The sequence below is a fragment of the Nocardia sp. NPDC051833 genome (genome assembly GCF_040681225.1).
In the GTDB taxonomy this organism is placed as follows: Bacteria; Actinomycetota; Actinomycetes; order Mycobacteriales; family Mycobacteriaceae; genus Nocardia.
In genome coordinates, this window is record NZ_JBFAYK010000001.1 from 1,019,999 (window position 1) to 1,035,924 (window position 15,926).

The 15,926-nt window shown below is 68.9% G+C and carries 15 protein-coding genes; 12 read left to right on the forward strand and 3 right to left on the reverse strand.

Annotation, left to right across the window (positions count from 1 at the left end; translation table 11 throughout):
- Nucleotides 1-2: 2 nt before the first annotated feature.
- Complete coding sequence (locus AB0L91_RS04680; RefSeq protein ID WP_365007264.1) at nt 3-1,421, reverse strand: glycosyltransferase family 39 protein; 1,419 nt, start codon at nt 1,419-1,421, stop codon at nt 3-5.
- Nucleotides 1,422-1,551: 130 nt separating this feature from the next.
- Here AB0L91_RS04680 and AB0L91_RS04685 point away from each other — a divergent pair, with 130 nt between their 5' ends.
- Nucleotides 1,552-2,946, forward strand: coding sequence for an acyl-CoA dehydrogenase family protein (locus tag AB0L91_RS04685; RefSeq protein WP_355283088.1), 1,395 nt, complete (start codon nt 1,552-1,554; stop codon nt 2,944-2,946).
- Nucleotides 2,947-2,977: 31 nt separating this feature from the next.
- Entirely contained in the window at nt 2,978-4,192 is a 1,215-nt protein-coding gene (locus AB0L91_RS04690; RefSeq protein ID WP_355283091.1) for an acyl-CoA dehydrogenase family protein, read from the forward strand.
- A 66-nt stretch (nt 4,193-4,258) separates the two neighbouring features.
- Here the strand turns inward: AB0L91_RS04690 and AB0L91_RS04695 are convergent, their stop codons facing one another.
- Nucleotides 4,259-5,527, reverse strand: coding sequence for a DUF1214 domain-containing protein (locus AB0L91_RS04695; protein WP_365007265.1), 1,269 nt, complete (start codon nt 5,525-5,527; stop codon nt 4,259-4,261).
- A gap of 242 nt (nt 5,528-5,769) precedes the next feature.
- On the opposite strand from AB0L91_RS04695, the gene AB0L91_RS04700 reads away from it, so the two are divergent.
- Complete coding sequence (locus AB0L91_RS04700; protein ID WP_365007266.1) at nt 5,770-6,888, forward strand: agmatine deiminase family protein; 1,119 nt, start codon at nt 5,770-5,772, stop codon at nt 6,886-6,888.
- A 27-nt stretch (nt 6,889-6,915) separates the two neighbouring features.
- On the forward strand, nt 6,916-7,467 hold the full coding sequence (locus AB0L91_RS04705; protein WP_365007267.1) for a helix-turn-helix domain-containing protein: 552 nt from the start codon (nt 6,916-6,918) through the stop codon (nt 7,465-7,467).
- Between the two features lies 1 nt (nt 7,468).
- Here AB0L91_RS04705 and AB0L91_RS04710 read toward each other — a convergent pair whose 3' ends face one another.
- Entirely contained in the window at nt 7,469-8,428 is a 960-nt protein-coding gene (locus AB0L91_RS04710; RefSeq protein ID WP_365007268.1) for a DUF5996 family protein, read from the reverse strand.
- A gap of 226 nt (nt 8,429-8,654) precedes the next feature.
- On the opposite strand from AB0L91_RS04710, the gene AB0L91_RS04715 reads away from it, so the two are divergent.
- From AB0L91_RS04715 to AB0L91_RS04750, 8 genes are all read left to right on the forward strand, one after another.
- Nucleotides 8,655-9,641, forward strand: coding sequence for a diiron oxygenase (locus AB0L91_RS04715; RefSeq protein WP_365007269.1), 987 nt, complete (start codon nt 8,655-8,657; stop codon nt 9,639-9,641).
- 98 nt (nt 9,642-9,739) lie between these two features.
- On the forward strand, nt 9,740-10,054 hold the full coding sequence (locus AB0L91_RS04720; RefSeq protein ID WP_355280820.1) for a type II toxin-antitoxin system Phd/YefM family antitoxin: 315 nt from the start codon (nt 9,740-9,742) through the stop codon (nt 10,052-10,054).
- Complete coding sequence (locus AB0L91_RS04725; protein ID WP_355280818.1) at nt 10,051-10,428, forward strand: hypothetical protein; 378 nt, start codon at nt 10,051-10,053, stop codon at nt 10,426-10,428. The genes AB0L91_RS04720 and AB0L91_RS04725 overlap by 4 nt, the downstream gene beginning before the upstream one ends.
- A gap of 102 nt (nt 10,429-10,530) precedes the next feature.
- A complete protein-coding gene (locus AB0L91_RS04730; protein WP_365007270.1) occupies nt 10,531-11,166 on the forward strand; it encodes a hypothetical protein in 636 nt (211 codons plus the stop codon).
- Nucleotides 11,167-11,270: 104 nt separating this feature from the next.
- Nucleotides 11,271-11,762 carry a winged helix-turn-helix domain-containing protein gene (locus AB0L91_RS04735; protein ID WP_355280815.1) on the forward strand — a complete coding sequence of 164 codons (492 nt, stop codon included), beginning with the start codon at nt 11,271-11,273 and terminating at the stop codon, nt 11,760-11,762.
- 98 nt (nt 11,763-11,860) lie between these two features.
- Nucleotides 11,861-13,486 carry an acyl-CoA synthetase gene (locus AB0L91_RS04740; protein WP_355280813.1) on the forward strand — a complete coding sequence of 542 codons (1,626 nt, stop codon included), beginning with the start codon at nt 11,861-11,863 and terminating at the stop codon, nt 13,484-13,486.
- Between the two features lie 133 nt (nt 13,487-13,619).
- The gene (locus AB0L91_RS04745) at nt 13,620-15,278 is read left to right on the forward strand and encodes an acyl-CoA synthetase (RefSeq protein ID WP_365007271.1); all 1,659 of its coding nucleotides are present in this window, start codon (nt 13,620-13,622) and stop codon (nt 15,276-15,278) included.
- A 55-nt stretch (nt 15,279-15,333) separates the two neighbouring features.
- Complete coding sequence (locus AB0L91_RS04750) at nt 15,334-15,894, forward strand: hypothetical protein (RefSeq protein ID WP_365007272.1); 561 nt, start codon at nt 15,334-15,336, stop codon at nt 15,892-15,894.
- The last annotated feature ends 32 nt before the right edge of the window (nt 15,895-15,926 follow it).

Sequence of the window (15,926 nt, forward strand, 5' to 3'; positions counted from 1 at the left end):
GCTCAGCCGAGGGCGCGCAGCTGCGGCCACACCTGCGACCAGAGCCGCAGCGGCGCACGGCAGACGAACAGCGGCTCGCCCTGCTCGTCGTTGTCGATCCCGAGCCCGTTGTCGAGCACACCCACCGGTTCGACGACCGCACACAGCTCGGTGAGCCGGTCGCGCTCGATGCCGACGGTGAGGACGGTGGTCGCGGTGTCGGGCGGCGGGCCCCACCACCAGTAGGCGTTGTGGCCCGAATACGGTGTCGGCAGGCCGTGTTCGGGCCCGTAACGTTCGATGGCGCCCGCTTCGCCGTAGTTCGCGGTGAGCACGGCGGCCTCCGGTGGCCGGGCGGCCGCGATCTGCGCGACGTAGCGGGGCCAGCCGATGGTCTCCCCCGCGTCGTAGTTCACCGCGAGCACCGGCGAGTCCGGCAGCTGCGCGACCGGGAGCACCGGCAGGAACAGCACCGCCGACATCGCCGCGTTCAGCGCGACCACCGAACCCACTGCCGCCCAGCGCTTCCGGTGATCACCGAGTGCCGAGGCCAGCCCGACCGCACCGGCGGCGAGCAGCACCGGATACATCCCGCCGAGGTAGTACGCCTTGCCGCCGCCCACCAGGAACAGCACGAACAGCAGCCCGTAGGCGAGGGGGAAAGCCCGATACCGCGAGCGCCACAATCGCCACATCCCGTAGCCCCACAGCGGCACCAGCAGCGGGCCGAACAGCCCGAATTGCAAGAGCACGAACATGATCGGCGAATCCGAGGTCCCCGACGACCCGCCGGCGATCGCCCGGCTCAAGGCCCACTGCGGCCAGCCGTTGTCCGCCTGCCACCACAGATACGGTGCCGCGAGCACCGCCGAGATCCCGAGCGCGGCCGCGAAATACTTGGTGGCGAACACTTTTCGCTGGTCGGTCAGCAGCACCGCGAGGGCGAGCGCGCCGACCGGCACGACGATCAGCACCTTGTTCTGCACCCCGAACCCCACCGCCGCACCGACCGCGAGCCACCATCGCGGATCGGCGCCGCGCAGCAGCTTCAGCACCAGCAGGCAGATCAGCGACCAGGCCGCCAGGTCGAAGACCGTGGTCCCGAACAGGTGTCCCGCCGCCTGCGCCATGGCCGCGCTCGCCACCGCGGCGGCGGCCAGCGCCCGCGCGCCACGCCCGCCGCCCAGCTCTTTCGCCAGCAGTCCGGCGCAGACCACGACGAAGGTCGCGGCCGCGATCGCGGGCAGCCGCAATACCCACAGGGCATCGGGGTCGATGGTGCTCAGCAGCCGGGCCAGCGCGGGGGTCAGCGGGGGTTGGTCGGGGTATCCCCAGTCCAGGCGGCGACCCGCCGCCAGGAAGTACATCTCGTCACGGTGGTAGCCGTAGCGCGTCGTGGTGATCAACAGAACCAGCGCGAAAACCGACGCGATCACGGTCACTCGTCCAGACTGACACGAAATCCCCGATTTCGCGGACATCGACGAGCTTCTTACTCCAGAGTAAGATAGTCTTACCGAGGAGTAAGATAGCTGGGGTCCACAGCGCCCCGACAGCCGAGGAAATCAGGTGATGATGAGCACTCGAGACAGCGCGACGAAGCGACGTCCGAACGACACGTCCGCGGTCGGCCTCAGCCAGCCCAAGCGGGACTGGATGGGCGCCGCCATGCGCGCTTTGACGACCATTACCGGGTCGGAGCTCGCCGAGAAGTACAACCTGCGTAAGCCCATCGAACGCGTCACCTACGAGGGCACCAAGACCGGCTTCCGCACCCTGGGCGCGGCGACCCGGACCTTCGCCAAGGTCACCGGCGGCGGCCAGCCCAAGCGGCTGCCCGACAACGAGGCCAAGACGAAGGACTACTTCGACCTCACCCCCTCCGACGAGCAGCAGATGATCGTCGAGACGGTGAAGGACTTCGCCGGCGAGATCCTGCGCCCGGCCGCCTACGACGCCGACAACGCGGCCAAGGCGCCGCGCGATCTGCTCGAGCGCGCCGCCGAGCTCGGCATCACCCTGATCAACGTGCCCGAGGAGCTGGAAGGCGCGGCCAGCGAGCGTGGCGCCGTCACCAACGCCCTGGTGGCCGAGGCGCTCGCGCACGGTGACATGGGCCTGGCGCTGCCGATCCTGGCGCCCAGCGGCGTGGCCGTCGCGCTGTCCCAGTGGGGCACCGACGCGCAGCAGCAGACCTATCTGCCCGCCTTCACCGGCGAGAACGTGCCGCAGGCGTCCGTGGTGATCAACGAGCCGCGCGCGCTGTTCGACCCGTTCGCCCTGCAGACCAAGGCCACCCGCTCCCCCAGCGGCTTCCGCCTCAGCGGCGTGAAGAGCCTGGTCCCGGCCGCCGCCGATGCCGAGCTGTTCATCGTGGCCGCCGAACTCGACGGGCGCCCGGCGCTGTTCATCGTCGAGTCCGACACCGCGGGCCTGTCCGTCGAGGCCGACCCGAGCATGGGTCTGCGCGCCGCGGGCCTTGGCCGCCTGGTCCTGGACAACGTGGCCGTCGGCGCCGACGCCGTGCTCGGTGACGGCGACGCCAAGGCGCGCGCCGAGGAGTACGCCGACGCGGTGCAGCTGGCGCGCCTCGGCTGGTCGTCGCTGGCGATCGGCACCGGCCAGGCCGTGCTGGACTACGTGATCCCCTACGTGAACGAGCGCGAAGCGTTCGGCGAGCCGATCTCGCACCGCCAGGCGGTCGCGTTCATGGTCGCCAACATGGCGATCGAGCTCGACGGTCTCCGGCTCGTGACCCTGCGGGGTGCGTCACGCGCGGAGCAGGGTCTGTCGTTCGCCCGCGAGGCGGCGCTGGCGCGCAAGCTGGCCACCGACAAGGGCATGCAGATCGGCCTGGACGGCGTGCAGCTGCTCGGCGGCCACGGCTTCACCAAGGAACACCCGGTCGAGCGGTGGTACCGCGACCTGCGAGCCGTCGGCGTTGCCGAGGGCGTGGTGCTGGTCTAGTCGGTCCGTCTTCGATACCCAGGAGAATTCCATGATCAATCTCGAACTCCCCAAGAAGCTGAAGGCGAGCGCCAACCAGGCCCACCAGGTCGCCTCCCAGATCTTCCGTCCCATCTCCCGCAAGTACGACCTCGGTGAGCACGAGTACCCGGTCGAGCTCGACACCATGGCCGCCATGATCGAGGGCCTGTCGGACTCCGGCACCCAGAAGATCGGTGGCGCCGCGGGCGGTCGCGGTGACGAGGCGGACGGCGACCTGGTCGCCAATGCCAACGGTGGCAACATGTCCGCGCTGCTCAATGCGCTGGAGACCTCGTGGGGCGATGTCGGCCTGATGCTGACCATCCCCTATCAGGGTCTGGGCAACGCCGCGATCGCCGCGGTCGCCACCGACGAACAGCTGGAGCGCTTCGGCAAGGTGTGGGCCGCGATGGCCATCACCGAGCCGTCCTTCGGTTCCGACTCCGCCGCCGTCACCACCACCGCCGTGCTCGACGGTGACGAGTGGGTGCTCAACGGCGAGAAGATCTTCGTCACCTGCGGTCAGCGCGCCACCCACATCGTGGTGTGGGCCTCGGTCGACAAGAGCCTCGGCCGCGCGGCGATCAAGTCCTTCGTCGTCCCGCGCGACGCTCCCGGCCTGTCGGTGGCGCGGCTCGAGCACAAGCTCGGCATCAAGGCCTCCGACACCGCGGTGCTGCTGCTGCAGGACTGCCGCATCCCGGCCGACAATATCCTCGGCTCGCCGGAAGTCAACGTGGAGAAGGGTTTCGCGGGGGTCATGCAGACCTTCGACAACACCCGCCCGCTGGTGGCCGCGATGGCCGTCGGTGTCGCCCGTGCCGCGCTGGAGGAACTGCGCACCATCCTCACCGAGGCCGGTGTCGAGATCTCCTACGACACCCCCGCGATGAACCAGCACGCCGCCGCCGCCGAATTCCTGCGCCTGGAAGCCGATTACGAGTCGGCCTACCTGCTCTCGCTGCGCGCGGCGTGGATGGCCGACAACAAGAAGCCGAACTCGCTCGAGGCTTCCATGTCCAAGGCCAAGGCGGGCCGCACCGGCACCGACGTCACCCTCAAGGCCGTCGAACTGGCAGGCACCCTGGGCTACTCCCAGCGCCTGCTCCTGGAGAAGTGGGGCCGCGACTCGAAGATCCTCGACATCTTCGAAGGCACCCAGCAGATCCAGCAGCTGATCGTGGCTCGCCGCGTCCTCGGCAAGACCAGCGCCGAGCTCAAGTGAGCTGGTAGACAACGGGAGAACCGGTGCGGGTCGTCACGACGCGCACCGGTTCTTTCGTTTCCGGGGTCAGGGGACTTCGGTCAGGGGTGGGGGTGCCCAGCCGCCGTTGCCGACGGAGCTTTTCGGGACATAGCAGCGGAAAGTCAGGGAGAACGGCTTGTCTGGGGCCGAGGGGAGCCAGTTCGATTCCGGTACGCCGGGAACAGCTTTCGGGCCGATGCCGATCTTCAGCGAGCCGTCCGGTTCTGGGGTCAACGCGGAGTGGTCGTTGAAGTTGTAGCGGTGCAACGGGTTCGGGATCACCCGGAAGTCGGGGACCGAGACCAGGATGACCGACCAGTAGCCGTCGACGACCGAACTCGGCAGGCCGTCGGCCGGGAAGTGCAGGACGTAGCTCTTCGCGCCGTCGAGCGGCTTGCCGTCCGCGCCGCGGCTGGTGTTGAAGTAGACGACCTCCTCGGAGGTGTTGGCCCAGATACCGAGCAGGTCGACGACGGTGCGCAGGGTGTAGTCGGCGCCGTAGTTGCCCGAGGGCATGCCACCGACCCAGCGGTTCACATACGGGGCGCTCTCGGTGAGCGCGTACTCCTTGAATTCCGGGACGACTGTCTCACGCAGAAAGGTGTCGACCTGGTCCCGCACGGCCGGGTCCGAGGCCAGGTAGGTCGCGATCGAGCGGGCCAGTACTTGCATCCGGAATGCCGCGGGCGAGACGTCGAGCGCGCCGGCCAGCACCGCATCGAGATCGTCGAAGATCTCGGCGCCGAGCAGGTTCGCGTTGTCGAAGGCGGGGATCCGCGGTGGGGGTGCCACGGTGATGTCGCCCAGCGGCGTGGCGGTGAACTTGCGCTGCAAGGCGAGCGCGCCGTCGGGATCATCGCCCAGTTCCACCCTGGCCAGCAGCTTCGCCTTCGCCGAATGCAGGTCGATGCGCGTCGCCCCGTCCGGAATCGGTGGGTACGTCCCGGGTTTCACGAGCGCGAAGGTGCCGTAGGGCTGCGATGGCGTGGTCCGCTCGTTGATATTGAACGTGACCTCACCCCACTCGTCGAGGACCTGCGCCGTGTAATAGCGCCCGGTCACCTCGGGGACCTCCAGCAGGACCGCGGTGTCGTCGTCGACCGCGAACCAGGCCTCGAGGTAGGCCACGTCGAAGTTGGGGTTCACGAAATCGGCGGCGCCGAGCGGGTTGTACTTGATCCGGTTGTAGTCGAATTCGTCCTCGACGCGGTCGGTGTGTTCCTGGCGGATCACCAGGAACCGGGCCAGCAGGTAGATGTAGGCCTGCCGGATCTCGTCGTCGGTCGGCTTCCAGACTCCGGGGTTCGGCGGCATCGCGTGATCTCCTTCGGCTGGTCTCGACACAACGGACGTGCCCTCCGATGATGGCGGCGCCGGGCCGGGCCCACCTCATCTGTTTCGGGTGATCTCCCACTGCGGCACGCGCCACACCAGCGGAAATGGTTTGACTGAATTTTTAGTCAGGATCTACACTCGGGGGCACCGGAGGGTCGGAGGACCGCCGGTATCGGGCGGCGACCGCCGTCCGCACCCGAACGAGGAAGCTGGTCCCCGCGATGCGACGTCGCACTTTCGTACAGTCGAGCCTGGCCGCCATCGGCGGCCTGCTGGTGGCGGCGTGTGATGACCCCGCCCCGACCACACCCACCGGGAGCAATCAGCACGATGGGAGAGAGTGGATGATGCCCGACGAGGGGCACCCGCACGAGCGCACCTGGATGGCGTTCGGCGCCAGTGCCCGGATCTGGGGCCGGGAGCTGCTGCCCGAGGTGCAGCGCAATCTGGCCACGATCGCGACCACCATCGCCCGCTTCGAACCGGTGTCGATGCTGGTCCGCCCAGGTGAGATGGAACTGGCCAGGAGCCTGGTCGGTGGCGCGAACGTCGAACTGATCGCCACCGAGATCGACGACCTGTGGATGCGCGACACCGGCCCGGTGTTCGTGCGCAGCGGCGGCACGCTGGCCGGCGTGGACTTCAACTTCAACGGCTGGGGCAACAAGCAGGAGCATCGCCGCGACGCCGAGGTCGCCGAGTTCGTCACCGGCCGCGCCGGCGTGGAGACCCTGCACACCGATCTCGTGCTCGAGGGCGGCGGCATCGAGGTCGACGGCGAGGGCACCGCGATCATCACCGAGAGCTGCGTGCTCAACAACAACCGCAATCGCGGGTGGAGCAAGGGCGATGTCGAGGAGGAGCTCGCCTACCTGCTCGGCATCGAGAAGGTGATCTGGCTGCCCGGCATCGCCGGCGAGGACATCACCGACGGGCACACCGATTTCTACGCCCGGTTCGCCACGCCGGGCGTGGTCGTCGCCGGGCTGGACAACGACCCCGATTCGTTCGACTACGACGTCACCCGCAGGCACCTCGACATCCTGCACTCGGCCACCGACGTGCAGGGCAGGCCGCTGCGGGTCGAGGTCCTCGAAGGCCCGTCGACGGTGCGCGAGACCTACGCCGACGACGATTTCGCGGCGGGCTACATCAATTTCTACGTCTGCAACGGCGCGGTCATCGCCCCCGAATTCGGCGACCCTGTCACCGATCCGACGACCGCGGCCACCCTGGGGCGCCTGTTCCCGGACCGCGAGATCGTGCAGATCGCCATCGACGGCATCGCCGCGGGTGGCGGCGGTATCCACTGCACCACCCAGCAGCAGCCCGCGCGCTGATCCGCCCGACCCCTAATGTGAGGACCTGTGTCACCGCGTCGAACTCAGATCCTGGAAGCCGCAGTCCGCGTCATCGCAGCGCACGGGGTGCGCGGACTGCGGGTCGAACAACTCGCCGCCGAGGCCGGTGTGTCCACGGCCCTGATCTACTACCACTTCAAGGACCGCGGCGGCGTCCTGCGCGCGGCGCTCGAGCACATCAACCATCGCGCGCAGGACTACACCGACCAGGCGCTGGCGGCGGCCGAAGATCCCCGCGCCCAGCTCGAGCACCTGCTGCTGCTCGAGCTCCAGGACGTCGACGAGGTCAGGATGAACAGCATCGCCTGGGGTGAGCTGCGCGCCAGCGCGGTCTTCGACCCCGACCTGCGCACCCCGCTCACCGCGACGACCCGCGCCTGGAACGCCGACGTCGAAACCCTGCTCGCCGAGGCGGGCGCCACCGCGCCCGCCCTCGCCGCCGAGCACCTCACCGCCCTGGTGGAAGGGCTCAGCGAACGCTGGCACACCGGTTCGATCGCCCTCGACCGCGCCCGTGCCATCCTCACCCACGCCATCGAACGGGAACTGGCCGCCTGATTCAGAGGCTCGCGGTGTCGTCGAGGTGCAGGCGACGGTCGAGGCGGTGCGGGTCGACGTCGAGGAGTTTGCGGTCCCAGTGGGCGAGGTCGGCGGCGGCCGCGTAGGTGGCGTCGAGGAAGTGCAGGAGGGTGGCGTCGGGGTCGGGGGACTTGCGGACGACGTCGTACGGGAGGACGAATTCGCCCAGGGTGGAATCCCATTCGGCGCCGTCGGGGCCGGCGGGACGGCCGCTGTAGCCCTCGGGGGCCGGGTAGGCGTAGGCGTAGAAGGTGCCCTCGGCGCCGCCCGGCCAGAAGCCGGCGCTGGCGCACTCGCGGGAGTACGCCTCCTCCATGACCCAGTCGGCGCAGTTGGGCGCGCCGCCGGGGTGCAGGGGCGCGGTGCGGCCGGAGAACCGGGTGCAGGCCAGGTCGAGGGAGCCCCAGAAGACGTGCACCGGACTGGTCTTCCCGGCGAAACCGGCGCGCCAGAACTGGAAGACCCGTTCGGCCTGGACCAGCTGCTGCCAGAACAGGGTGACGGCGTCACCGTCGTAGGAGTGGTGCGTGGAGTCCTCGGCGAACGGGATCGCCGGGTCGACCTCGTTGGGTGAGGCCTCGATGTCGACGACGATGTCCAGGCGGCCCAGGACGTGGCCCAGCTCGGCGTAGAAGTCGGCGACCGTGCGCGGGCGCAGGGCGACCATGGCGCGGCGGCCGTCGCTGGTGCGCAGCACGAGTTCATGGTCGACGAAGTCGAATTCGATGTCGAGCAGGCGGCCGTCGACGGGGATCGCCCCGGTCGCCAGCCCGCGCGCGGAGACCGCGAAGGTGACGTTCCACCAGTGGTTCACCAGCGGCGTGCCCGCCATCTTCAGCTTGCCGATGATCTGGGTCCACATGTGCAGGGTGTCGCGGGTGTCGCTCCAGGAGTCGACCCGCAGGGTCGGCCACACGGCTTTCGCGGGAGTCAGGGTCATCGTCGGTCCTCGCTCTCTCGGTGCACGACCGGCGCGGGCGCACCGTTCACTGGCAGCCAGGGAGCTGGCTGACTGGTCAACCGTCCGACACTTTCTGCGATGCCCCATGGTACGTCGACGCAGGTAACAGCCATGAAAAGCGGGAATCACGGACCCGCACAGTTGCCTGAGACTCCGAGTCCCATATAAAGTGAGAGCCGCGCCACCCCCGAAGGAGACACCGCCGATGCTGTCCACCACGCTCAAGAACACCGCGACCGATCCCGAGTACCACGAGATCCTGCGCAACCTGTCCGACGGTTCGGTGAACCGGCACTTCGACCCCTATGTCGATATCGACTGGGAGTCACCGGAGTTCGCCGTGCACTCCGACGATCCGCGCTGGATCATGCCCGACGAGGACCCGCTGGGCCGCCATCCCTGGTACAAGGCCCAGCCCGTCGACAAGCAGATCGCGATGGGGATGTGGCGTCAGGCCGGGATCGCCAAGGTCGGCCTGGATTTCGAGCAGCTGCTGATCCGCGGGCTGATGCAGTACCTGATCTCGGTGCCCAACGGTGACCCGGAGTTCCGCTACGTCACCCACGAGGCGGCCGAAGAGTGCAACCACACGATGATGTTCCAGGAGATGATCAACCGCATCGGCTACCGCGATGTGGTCGGCATGGGCACCATCGACCGCAAGCTGACCATGGCCATCTGGCCCGCCGTGAAGTACTTCCCCGAGCTGTTCTTCACGATGATCCTCGGCGGCGAGGAACCGATCGACCACCTGCAGAAGTCGCTGCTGCGCGCCGGGGTCGACCTGCATCCGATGGTGCAGCGCGTCATGCAGATCCACGTGGCCGAGGAGGCGCGGCACATCTCGTTCGCGCACGAGTACCTGCGCCGCAATGTGCCCGGCATGAACCCGGTCACGAAAGCCGTGCTGTCGGTGGCCTTCCCGATCGCGATGCGGGTCATGCTCGACATGATCATGACGCCGCCCAAGGAGTTCGTCGACAAGTTCGGCATCCCGGACGAGGTGATGCGCGAGGCGTACTGGGGCGGTGAGGAATCGCAGGTCACGATGCGCAATATCTTCGGTGACGTGCGCGCGCTGGCCACCAACAGCGGCCTGATGAACCCGGTCGCCAAGCTCACCTGGCGCCTGCTCGGCATCGACGGCCCGGTCACCCGGTACCGCAGCGAGCCCGCCCGCAAGGTCGCCTGAGCGTGCGTCGGCCCGCCGCGATCCGGCGGGCCGACGGTGGCGCCCCGCTCGACCGCGGATCGGGCGCCGCGACTGTACACACCGATGTACAGTGGACTATGGCCGATTACGAAACTGTGCCGTTGACCGAGTTGCGGGGGCAGCTCGGGAGCGTCTTCGACGGAGTGTCCGCCAGCGGACGACCGGTGATCGTCACCCGGGAGGGGAAGGAGTTGGTCGCGGTGGTTCCCGCCGAAATCCTGCGCCACGGGGCACTGCCCCCCGCGTACTTCAACGACGACCTGCGCGAGCAGATCCTGGGCGGCCTCGACGACCGCATCCAGCAGCACTCCCCCGCCGAGATCGCCGACGCGGAGGCGAAACTCGACAAACTCATGAGCGCCCTGGACGGCACCGACGCGGGCCGCCGGTGAGCGTCGCCGACCACACCGCGCTGACCTCGCTCGCCCTGTCCCCGCTGTTCGGGCAGGTGATCATGCGGCAGTTCACCCAGCAGCGCCGGATCATGGTGGTGCCGACGGTGAGCCTGATGGCCGCGATGCGGGCCGTCGACAACATCGACGAACTCGGCCGCCTGCTCGACAATCGCGTCGCCGTGCGCTGGGCCGAGCTGGACGCGGCCACCGCGATCCGCACCGGCACCACCGTCCCGATGGCCGACGACCACACCGAGTGGCCGCTCGTCGCGCCCGTCGTCTTCACCGCGCAGCACCTCGACATGCCGGTGCTCACCGCCAAGCCGGAGCTGTATCGCGGCTACAAGGTGCAGGTCGCCCCGATGCCGTGAGGCCGGGCCAGTGACGGCGGACACAGTCCGGGTCCGTTACGGTGCACGAGCGAACGATTCACCAGGGAAAGCAGTACCAGGAACACTCGAGGAGAGCTGGTTATGCATCAACTGAGTTTCATGCGTCGCTTCACCACCGCGGTCGCCGCCACCTCGGCCGCCGTCGCCGTCGTCTTCGCCGCCCCCGCGGCCGCCGACCCCGCGCCACAGAGCACCGTCGACGTGGCCGCGGCCGTCGCGAAGCTGCGCACCACGGTCGCGGGCAACCCGGGCGCCCTCGCCGCCCTGGATCAGCTGGTGGACAAGGGCACGGTCGACGTCGCGCTGCCCGCACAGCCCTTCCAGATCCCCGCGACCTCCGACATCGGCCAGAACGGCGGCGGCGCCGGGGTCTACGGCTCGGGCATCGCGCTCGACATCGACGGCTTCCGGCTCGGCTTCTTCGGCGGCCCCGGCACCATCTCGCCCAACCAGGGCGGCGCCAAGCTCGAGGTCATGTGGCTGAACCTGACCAGCGGCCAGAGCGGCACCGCCGTGCTCTCCGAGCACCAGGACGTGCCGGTCGACACCACCATCCGCACCGCCGCGCTGAACACCGGCGCGGGCCTGGTCGTCGCGGCGGTGTACGGCAACCTGTGGCACCGCTGGTCGGTGCCGGTCGACGAGGCGCACCCGGACGGGTACGCCTACCAGCTGGGCACCATCCAGCAGCCGACCTTCGGCGCCGTCACCCGGTAATTCCGCCCGGTCCCGTACCCCGGAATCGCCAGGGTTCCGGGGTGCGTCCGCGTTCGGCGGGAGCATTGCCGCGCAACAGGTCCGGGGTGGCGTAGGTTTGCCGCGTGGATCTGGTCGACCGTCTCGAAGAACTGGAACGGCGGGTTGCCGCCCTGGAGCACTCCGGAAGCGGTGACGCGCAACTGCCGTGGGCGGTCGCGCGCCTGCGGCAGGAGTTCGACGCCGCGGGGGTGCGCAACGGCGGCGTCCTGCTGGCCGGGGCACTGCAACTGCCCACCGGCGAGCGGCTGGACTGGCAGGCGCAGTTCGCCACCGACGCCATCGTGGACGACGTGTGGACCATCGAGACCGCCAATTGTCTTGCGGTCCTGGCTAATCCGGTACGGCTGCGCCTGCTGCGCGAGATCGTCTACGGTCGCCGCACCGCCGCCGACCTGGCCGCCATCGAGGAACTCGGCACCTCGGCCGAGATCTACCAGCATCTGCGCCAGCTGGCCGCGGTCGGCTGGCTGCAGACCGCGGGGCGCGGCCGGTTCGAAGTACCGGAGGGCAGGCTCGTCCCCTTGCTCGCGGCATTGGCCAGCGCGCAACGCTGATTGAGAATTGTCCTAATTGTCCGTTTAGAATTCTGTGATCCAGGGCACATCGACTGCTACCGTGAGCATCCAGGGATCGATGCTGTGGAGGTAGCCGAGTGAACGTGACCCATCTGCTCGAAAGCGTCAAGGCGCTCGGAGTGCTGCGCTCGCGCGGCGTCTCCGACCCGACCAAGCCGCTCGAGACCTTGCGGACCATGAAGGAATCCAAGATCTACGGCCCCCAGGCCACCTTGGTCCGGCACTCCGCCCGCGTCGCGCCCGAGCAGGTCGCGCTGGCCGACGAGCGCGGTGAGCTCACCTACCGCGAGCTCGACGACCAGTCCACGGCGATCGCGCGCGGGCTGCACGACGCGGGCATCACCCAGGGCATGGTCATCGCGGTGCTCGCGCGCGATCACCGCGGGCTGCTCATGTCGATGATCGCCGCGGGCAAGCTGGGCGCGCGGATCGCGCTGATGAACACCGGCTTCGCCAAGCCGCAGTTCGCCGAGGTGTGCGAGCGCGAGCAGGTTCGCGCCGTGTTGCACGACAGCGAGTTCATCGGCCTGCTCGACGCGCTGCCCGCCGAGCTGCCGCGCTTCCTCACCTGGGTAGACGAGGGCGCCGAACTACCCGAGGGCGCGACGACATTCGACGATCTCATCGCGGGCAACTCCACCGAGCCGCTGCCCCCGCCGAGCAAGCCGGGCGGCTTCATCATCCTCACCAGCGGCACGACCGGTCTGCCCAAGGGCGCGCCGCGCACCAAGGTGACCCCGATGGCGACCGCGCAGTTCGTCGACCGGGTCCCCTTCCCCAAGCGCGGCACCATGATGATCGTCTCGCCGATCTTCCACAGCACGGGTCTCGGCACCTGGCTGGTCGGCACGATCCTGTCGAACAAGATCGTGGTGCGCCGCCGCTTCGACGCCGAGGCCACCCTGGCCGCGATCGCCGAGCACAAGGTGGAGATGCTGGTCGCGGTGCCGACCATGCTGCACCGGCTCACCGAACTGCCCGCCGAGGTCAGGGCGAAGTACGACCTGTCCTCGCTGAAGGTGATCCTGTTCGCCGGGTCCGCGCTCTCGCCGGAGCTGTGCATCAAGGCCACCGAGGCGTTCGGACCGGTGCTCTACAACCTCTACGGCTCGACCGAGGTGGCCATCGCGACCATCGCCAACCCCGCCGAGCTCGCCGAGGCGCCGGGCACCTGTGGCCGGTCGCCGATCACCTGCGAGGTCCGCCTCTACGACGAGAACGACCAGCGGGTCGAGACGCCGGAGACCTCGGGCCGGATCTTCGTGCGCAGCGGCGCGCCCTTCGAGGGCTACACCGACGGCCGCAACAAGCAGATCATCGACGGCTTCATGTCCAGCGGCGACCTCGGGCACTTCACCGCCAGCGGCCTGCTCATGGTCGACGGCCGCGACGACGACATGATCGTCTCCGGCGGCGAGAACGTCTTCCCGCAGGAGGTGGAGAACCTCCTGGTGGAGCGCCCCGACGTGAACGACGTCGCGGTGGTCGGCGTGGACGACGTGGAATTCGGCAAGCGCCTGCGCGCCTTCGTGGTGCTCGAGGAGGGCCACAGCACCGGCGCCGCCGAGATCCAGGCGCACGTCAAGGAGAACCTGGCGCGCTACAAGGTGCCCCGCGAAGTGGTCTTCGTCGACGAACTCCCCCGTAACGCGACCGGCAAGATCCTGCGCCGCGTCCTCATCGATTATGAGGTGTCACAGTGAGGTCGGCGGGCTGAGAGACAGAGCACAACCGGCCCGAGATGCTTGCTATTGTTAGCACCAGCACTGGATCTCGATGACGCGGTCCGGCCCCACGGGGGTTCGTCGTGGGATCGGTCTGCCGGAAGGCTGTTCGATGTCTCTGTCTCTGCCCGCGCTCGGTGGAACCGCCCGGCGCGCCGGTGATTTCGCGCTCGGCGTCAAAGTGATGATGGATCGCAAGCTGTTCAATCCGCTGCGCCTGGATCACGCCGCTCGCTCGTTCTTCAACGTCTCCAAGTTCGGCCCGTTCGCCGGTGTGGTCATGCACGCCGCGCAGACCAGGCCGGACGCGGGCGCCATCGTCGACGAGCGCGGTGAACTCACCTTCGGGATGCTCGACGAGCAGTCCAACGCGCTGGCCCGCGGCCTGCGGGCGAGCGGGATCGCCGAGGGCGACGTGATCGCGGTGCTGGCCCGCGATCACCGTGGCATGGTGCTGAGCTTGCTCGCCGCGGGCAAGCTCGGCGTCCGCGCGGTCCTGATGAACACCGGCTTCGCCAAGCCGCAGTTCGCCGACGTGGCCGCGCGCGAGAAGGTCAAGGCGGTGCTGCACGACAGCGAGTTCGTCGACCTCATGAGCGCCATCCCCGCCGACATCCCGCGGGTGCTCACCTGGGTCGACGAGGCGCACGGCGTCGACCCGGCGATCCCGACCGTCGAGTCGGTCTCGGCCGGCCGCTCGGTGACGCCGCTGACCGCACCGAGCAAGCCGGGCGGCATGGTCATCCTGACCAGCGGCACCACCGGAACGCCGAAGGGCGCCCCGCGCGACAAAGTGAGCCCGTTCGCCTCCGCGCAGTTCATCGACCGGGTGCCGCTGCCCAACAACGGCACCATGATCATGGCGGCGCCGATCTTCCATGGCACCGGTCTGTCGCAGTTCACCCTCGGCCTGGCGCTGGGCAACCGGGTGATCTTCCAGCAGCGCCGGTTCGACCCGGAGAAGACGCTGGCCAATATCGTGCAGTACCAGGCGGATTCGCTGATCGTGGTGCCGACCATGCTGCAGCGCATCCTCGACCTGGACGAGCAGATCCTGGCGAAGTACGACCCGAAGACGATCAAGGTCATCTTCGCGGCCGGCTCGGCCATCGCGCCCGACGTGGTGACCCGCACGCTGGACTACTTCAACGACAGCCTCTACAACCTGTACGGCTCCACCGAGTGCGCCGTGATGACCGTGGCCACTCCCGCCGACCTGCGCAAGGCGCCGACCACCGCGGGCAAGGCCCCGGTCGGCATCCGGATCGTGCTGCTCGACGAGAACCGCAAGCCGGTCACCGCGCCGAACGTCACCGGAACCATCTTCGTGGACAACGGTTTCGCGTTCACCGGCTACACCGACGGCCGGACCAAGGAGATCGTCGACGGGATGATGTCCAGCGGTGACGTCGGCCATTTCGACGCCGACGGGCTGCTCTACATCGACGGCCGCGACGACGACATGATCGTCTCCGGCGGCGAGAACGTCTTCCCACTCGAGGTGGAGAACCTCATCGCGGGCCGGGCGGACGTGTTCGAGGCGGCCGTGGTCGGCGTCGACGACCGCGACTACGGCAAGCGGTTGCGCGCGATCGTCGTCCCCGGTCCGGAGTCGGCGCGCGACCCGCAGGAGATCAAGGACTACGTCCGCGAGAACCTGGCCCGCTACAAGGTCCCGCGCGAGGTCATCTTCGTCGACGAGCTGCCCCGTAACGCGACCGGCAAGCTGCTGCGCAAGCCGCTGATCGAGATGGACGCCGAGCAGGCGTGAGCCCGGCCGTTCGATCCTGGTCGGCCGCCCCATACCGGTCGACTATCATCAGCGCGTGATCATCGAGTTCGCGCGGACGTCCGCGCCGTCGCGTGCCGTCGGCGCGCGGCTGCGCGGCGCCTGCGCGGGCTCGATGTCGGGCGCGCTGTCGCTGGCCGCACACGGGCTGGCCTCCGGCGGCGCGCTGCCGGGCAGCACCACGGTCGTGCTGCTCGCCGCGGTCTCGGCCGTGGTCGGCGCGCTGGTCGCCGGCATCGGCTCGCTGCGCGACGGTGCGGTCGGGCTGGCCGCCGTCCTGCTGGGCGGTCAGCTGCTCGGCCACACGACCATGAGCTGGTCGGGGCACGCCCATCACGGTGACGATTCGCTGGGCCTGGGCATGCTCACCGCGCACGCCGTCGCCGCGGTCCTCGCCGCCGTGATCATCCTCGGCGCCGAGGCCGCCTACCGGATCGGCAGCGCCGTGCTGGCGCGCATCCTGCCGCTGCGCTACCGCGCTCCCCGTATTCCCGACCCGGCGCCGCTGCGCCTGGTCCACCGTGACCGCGTCATCCTGCGGATCTTCGCCGCGCAGTCGCTGCGCACCCGCGGTCCGCCGCTCGCGATTCCTTTCTGACTCTTCCTTCACCCGGTGCACGAGCGATTTTC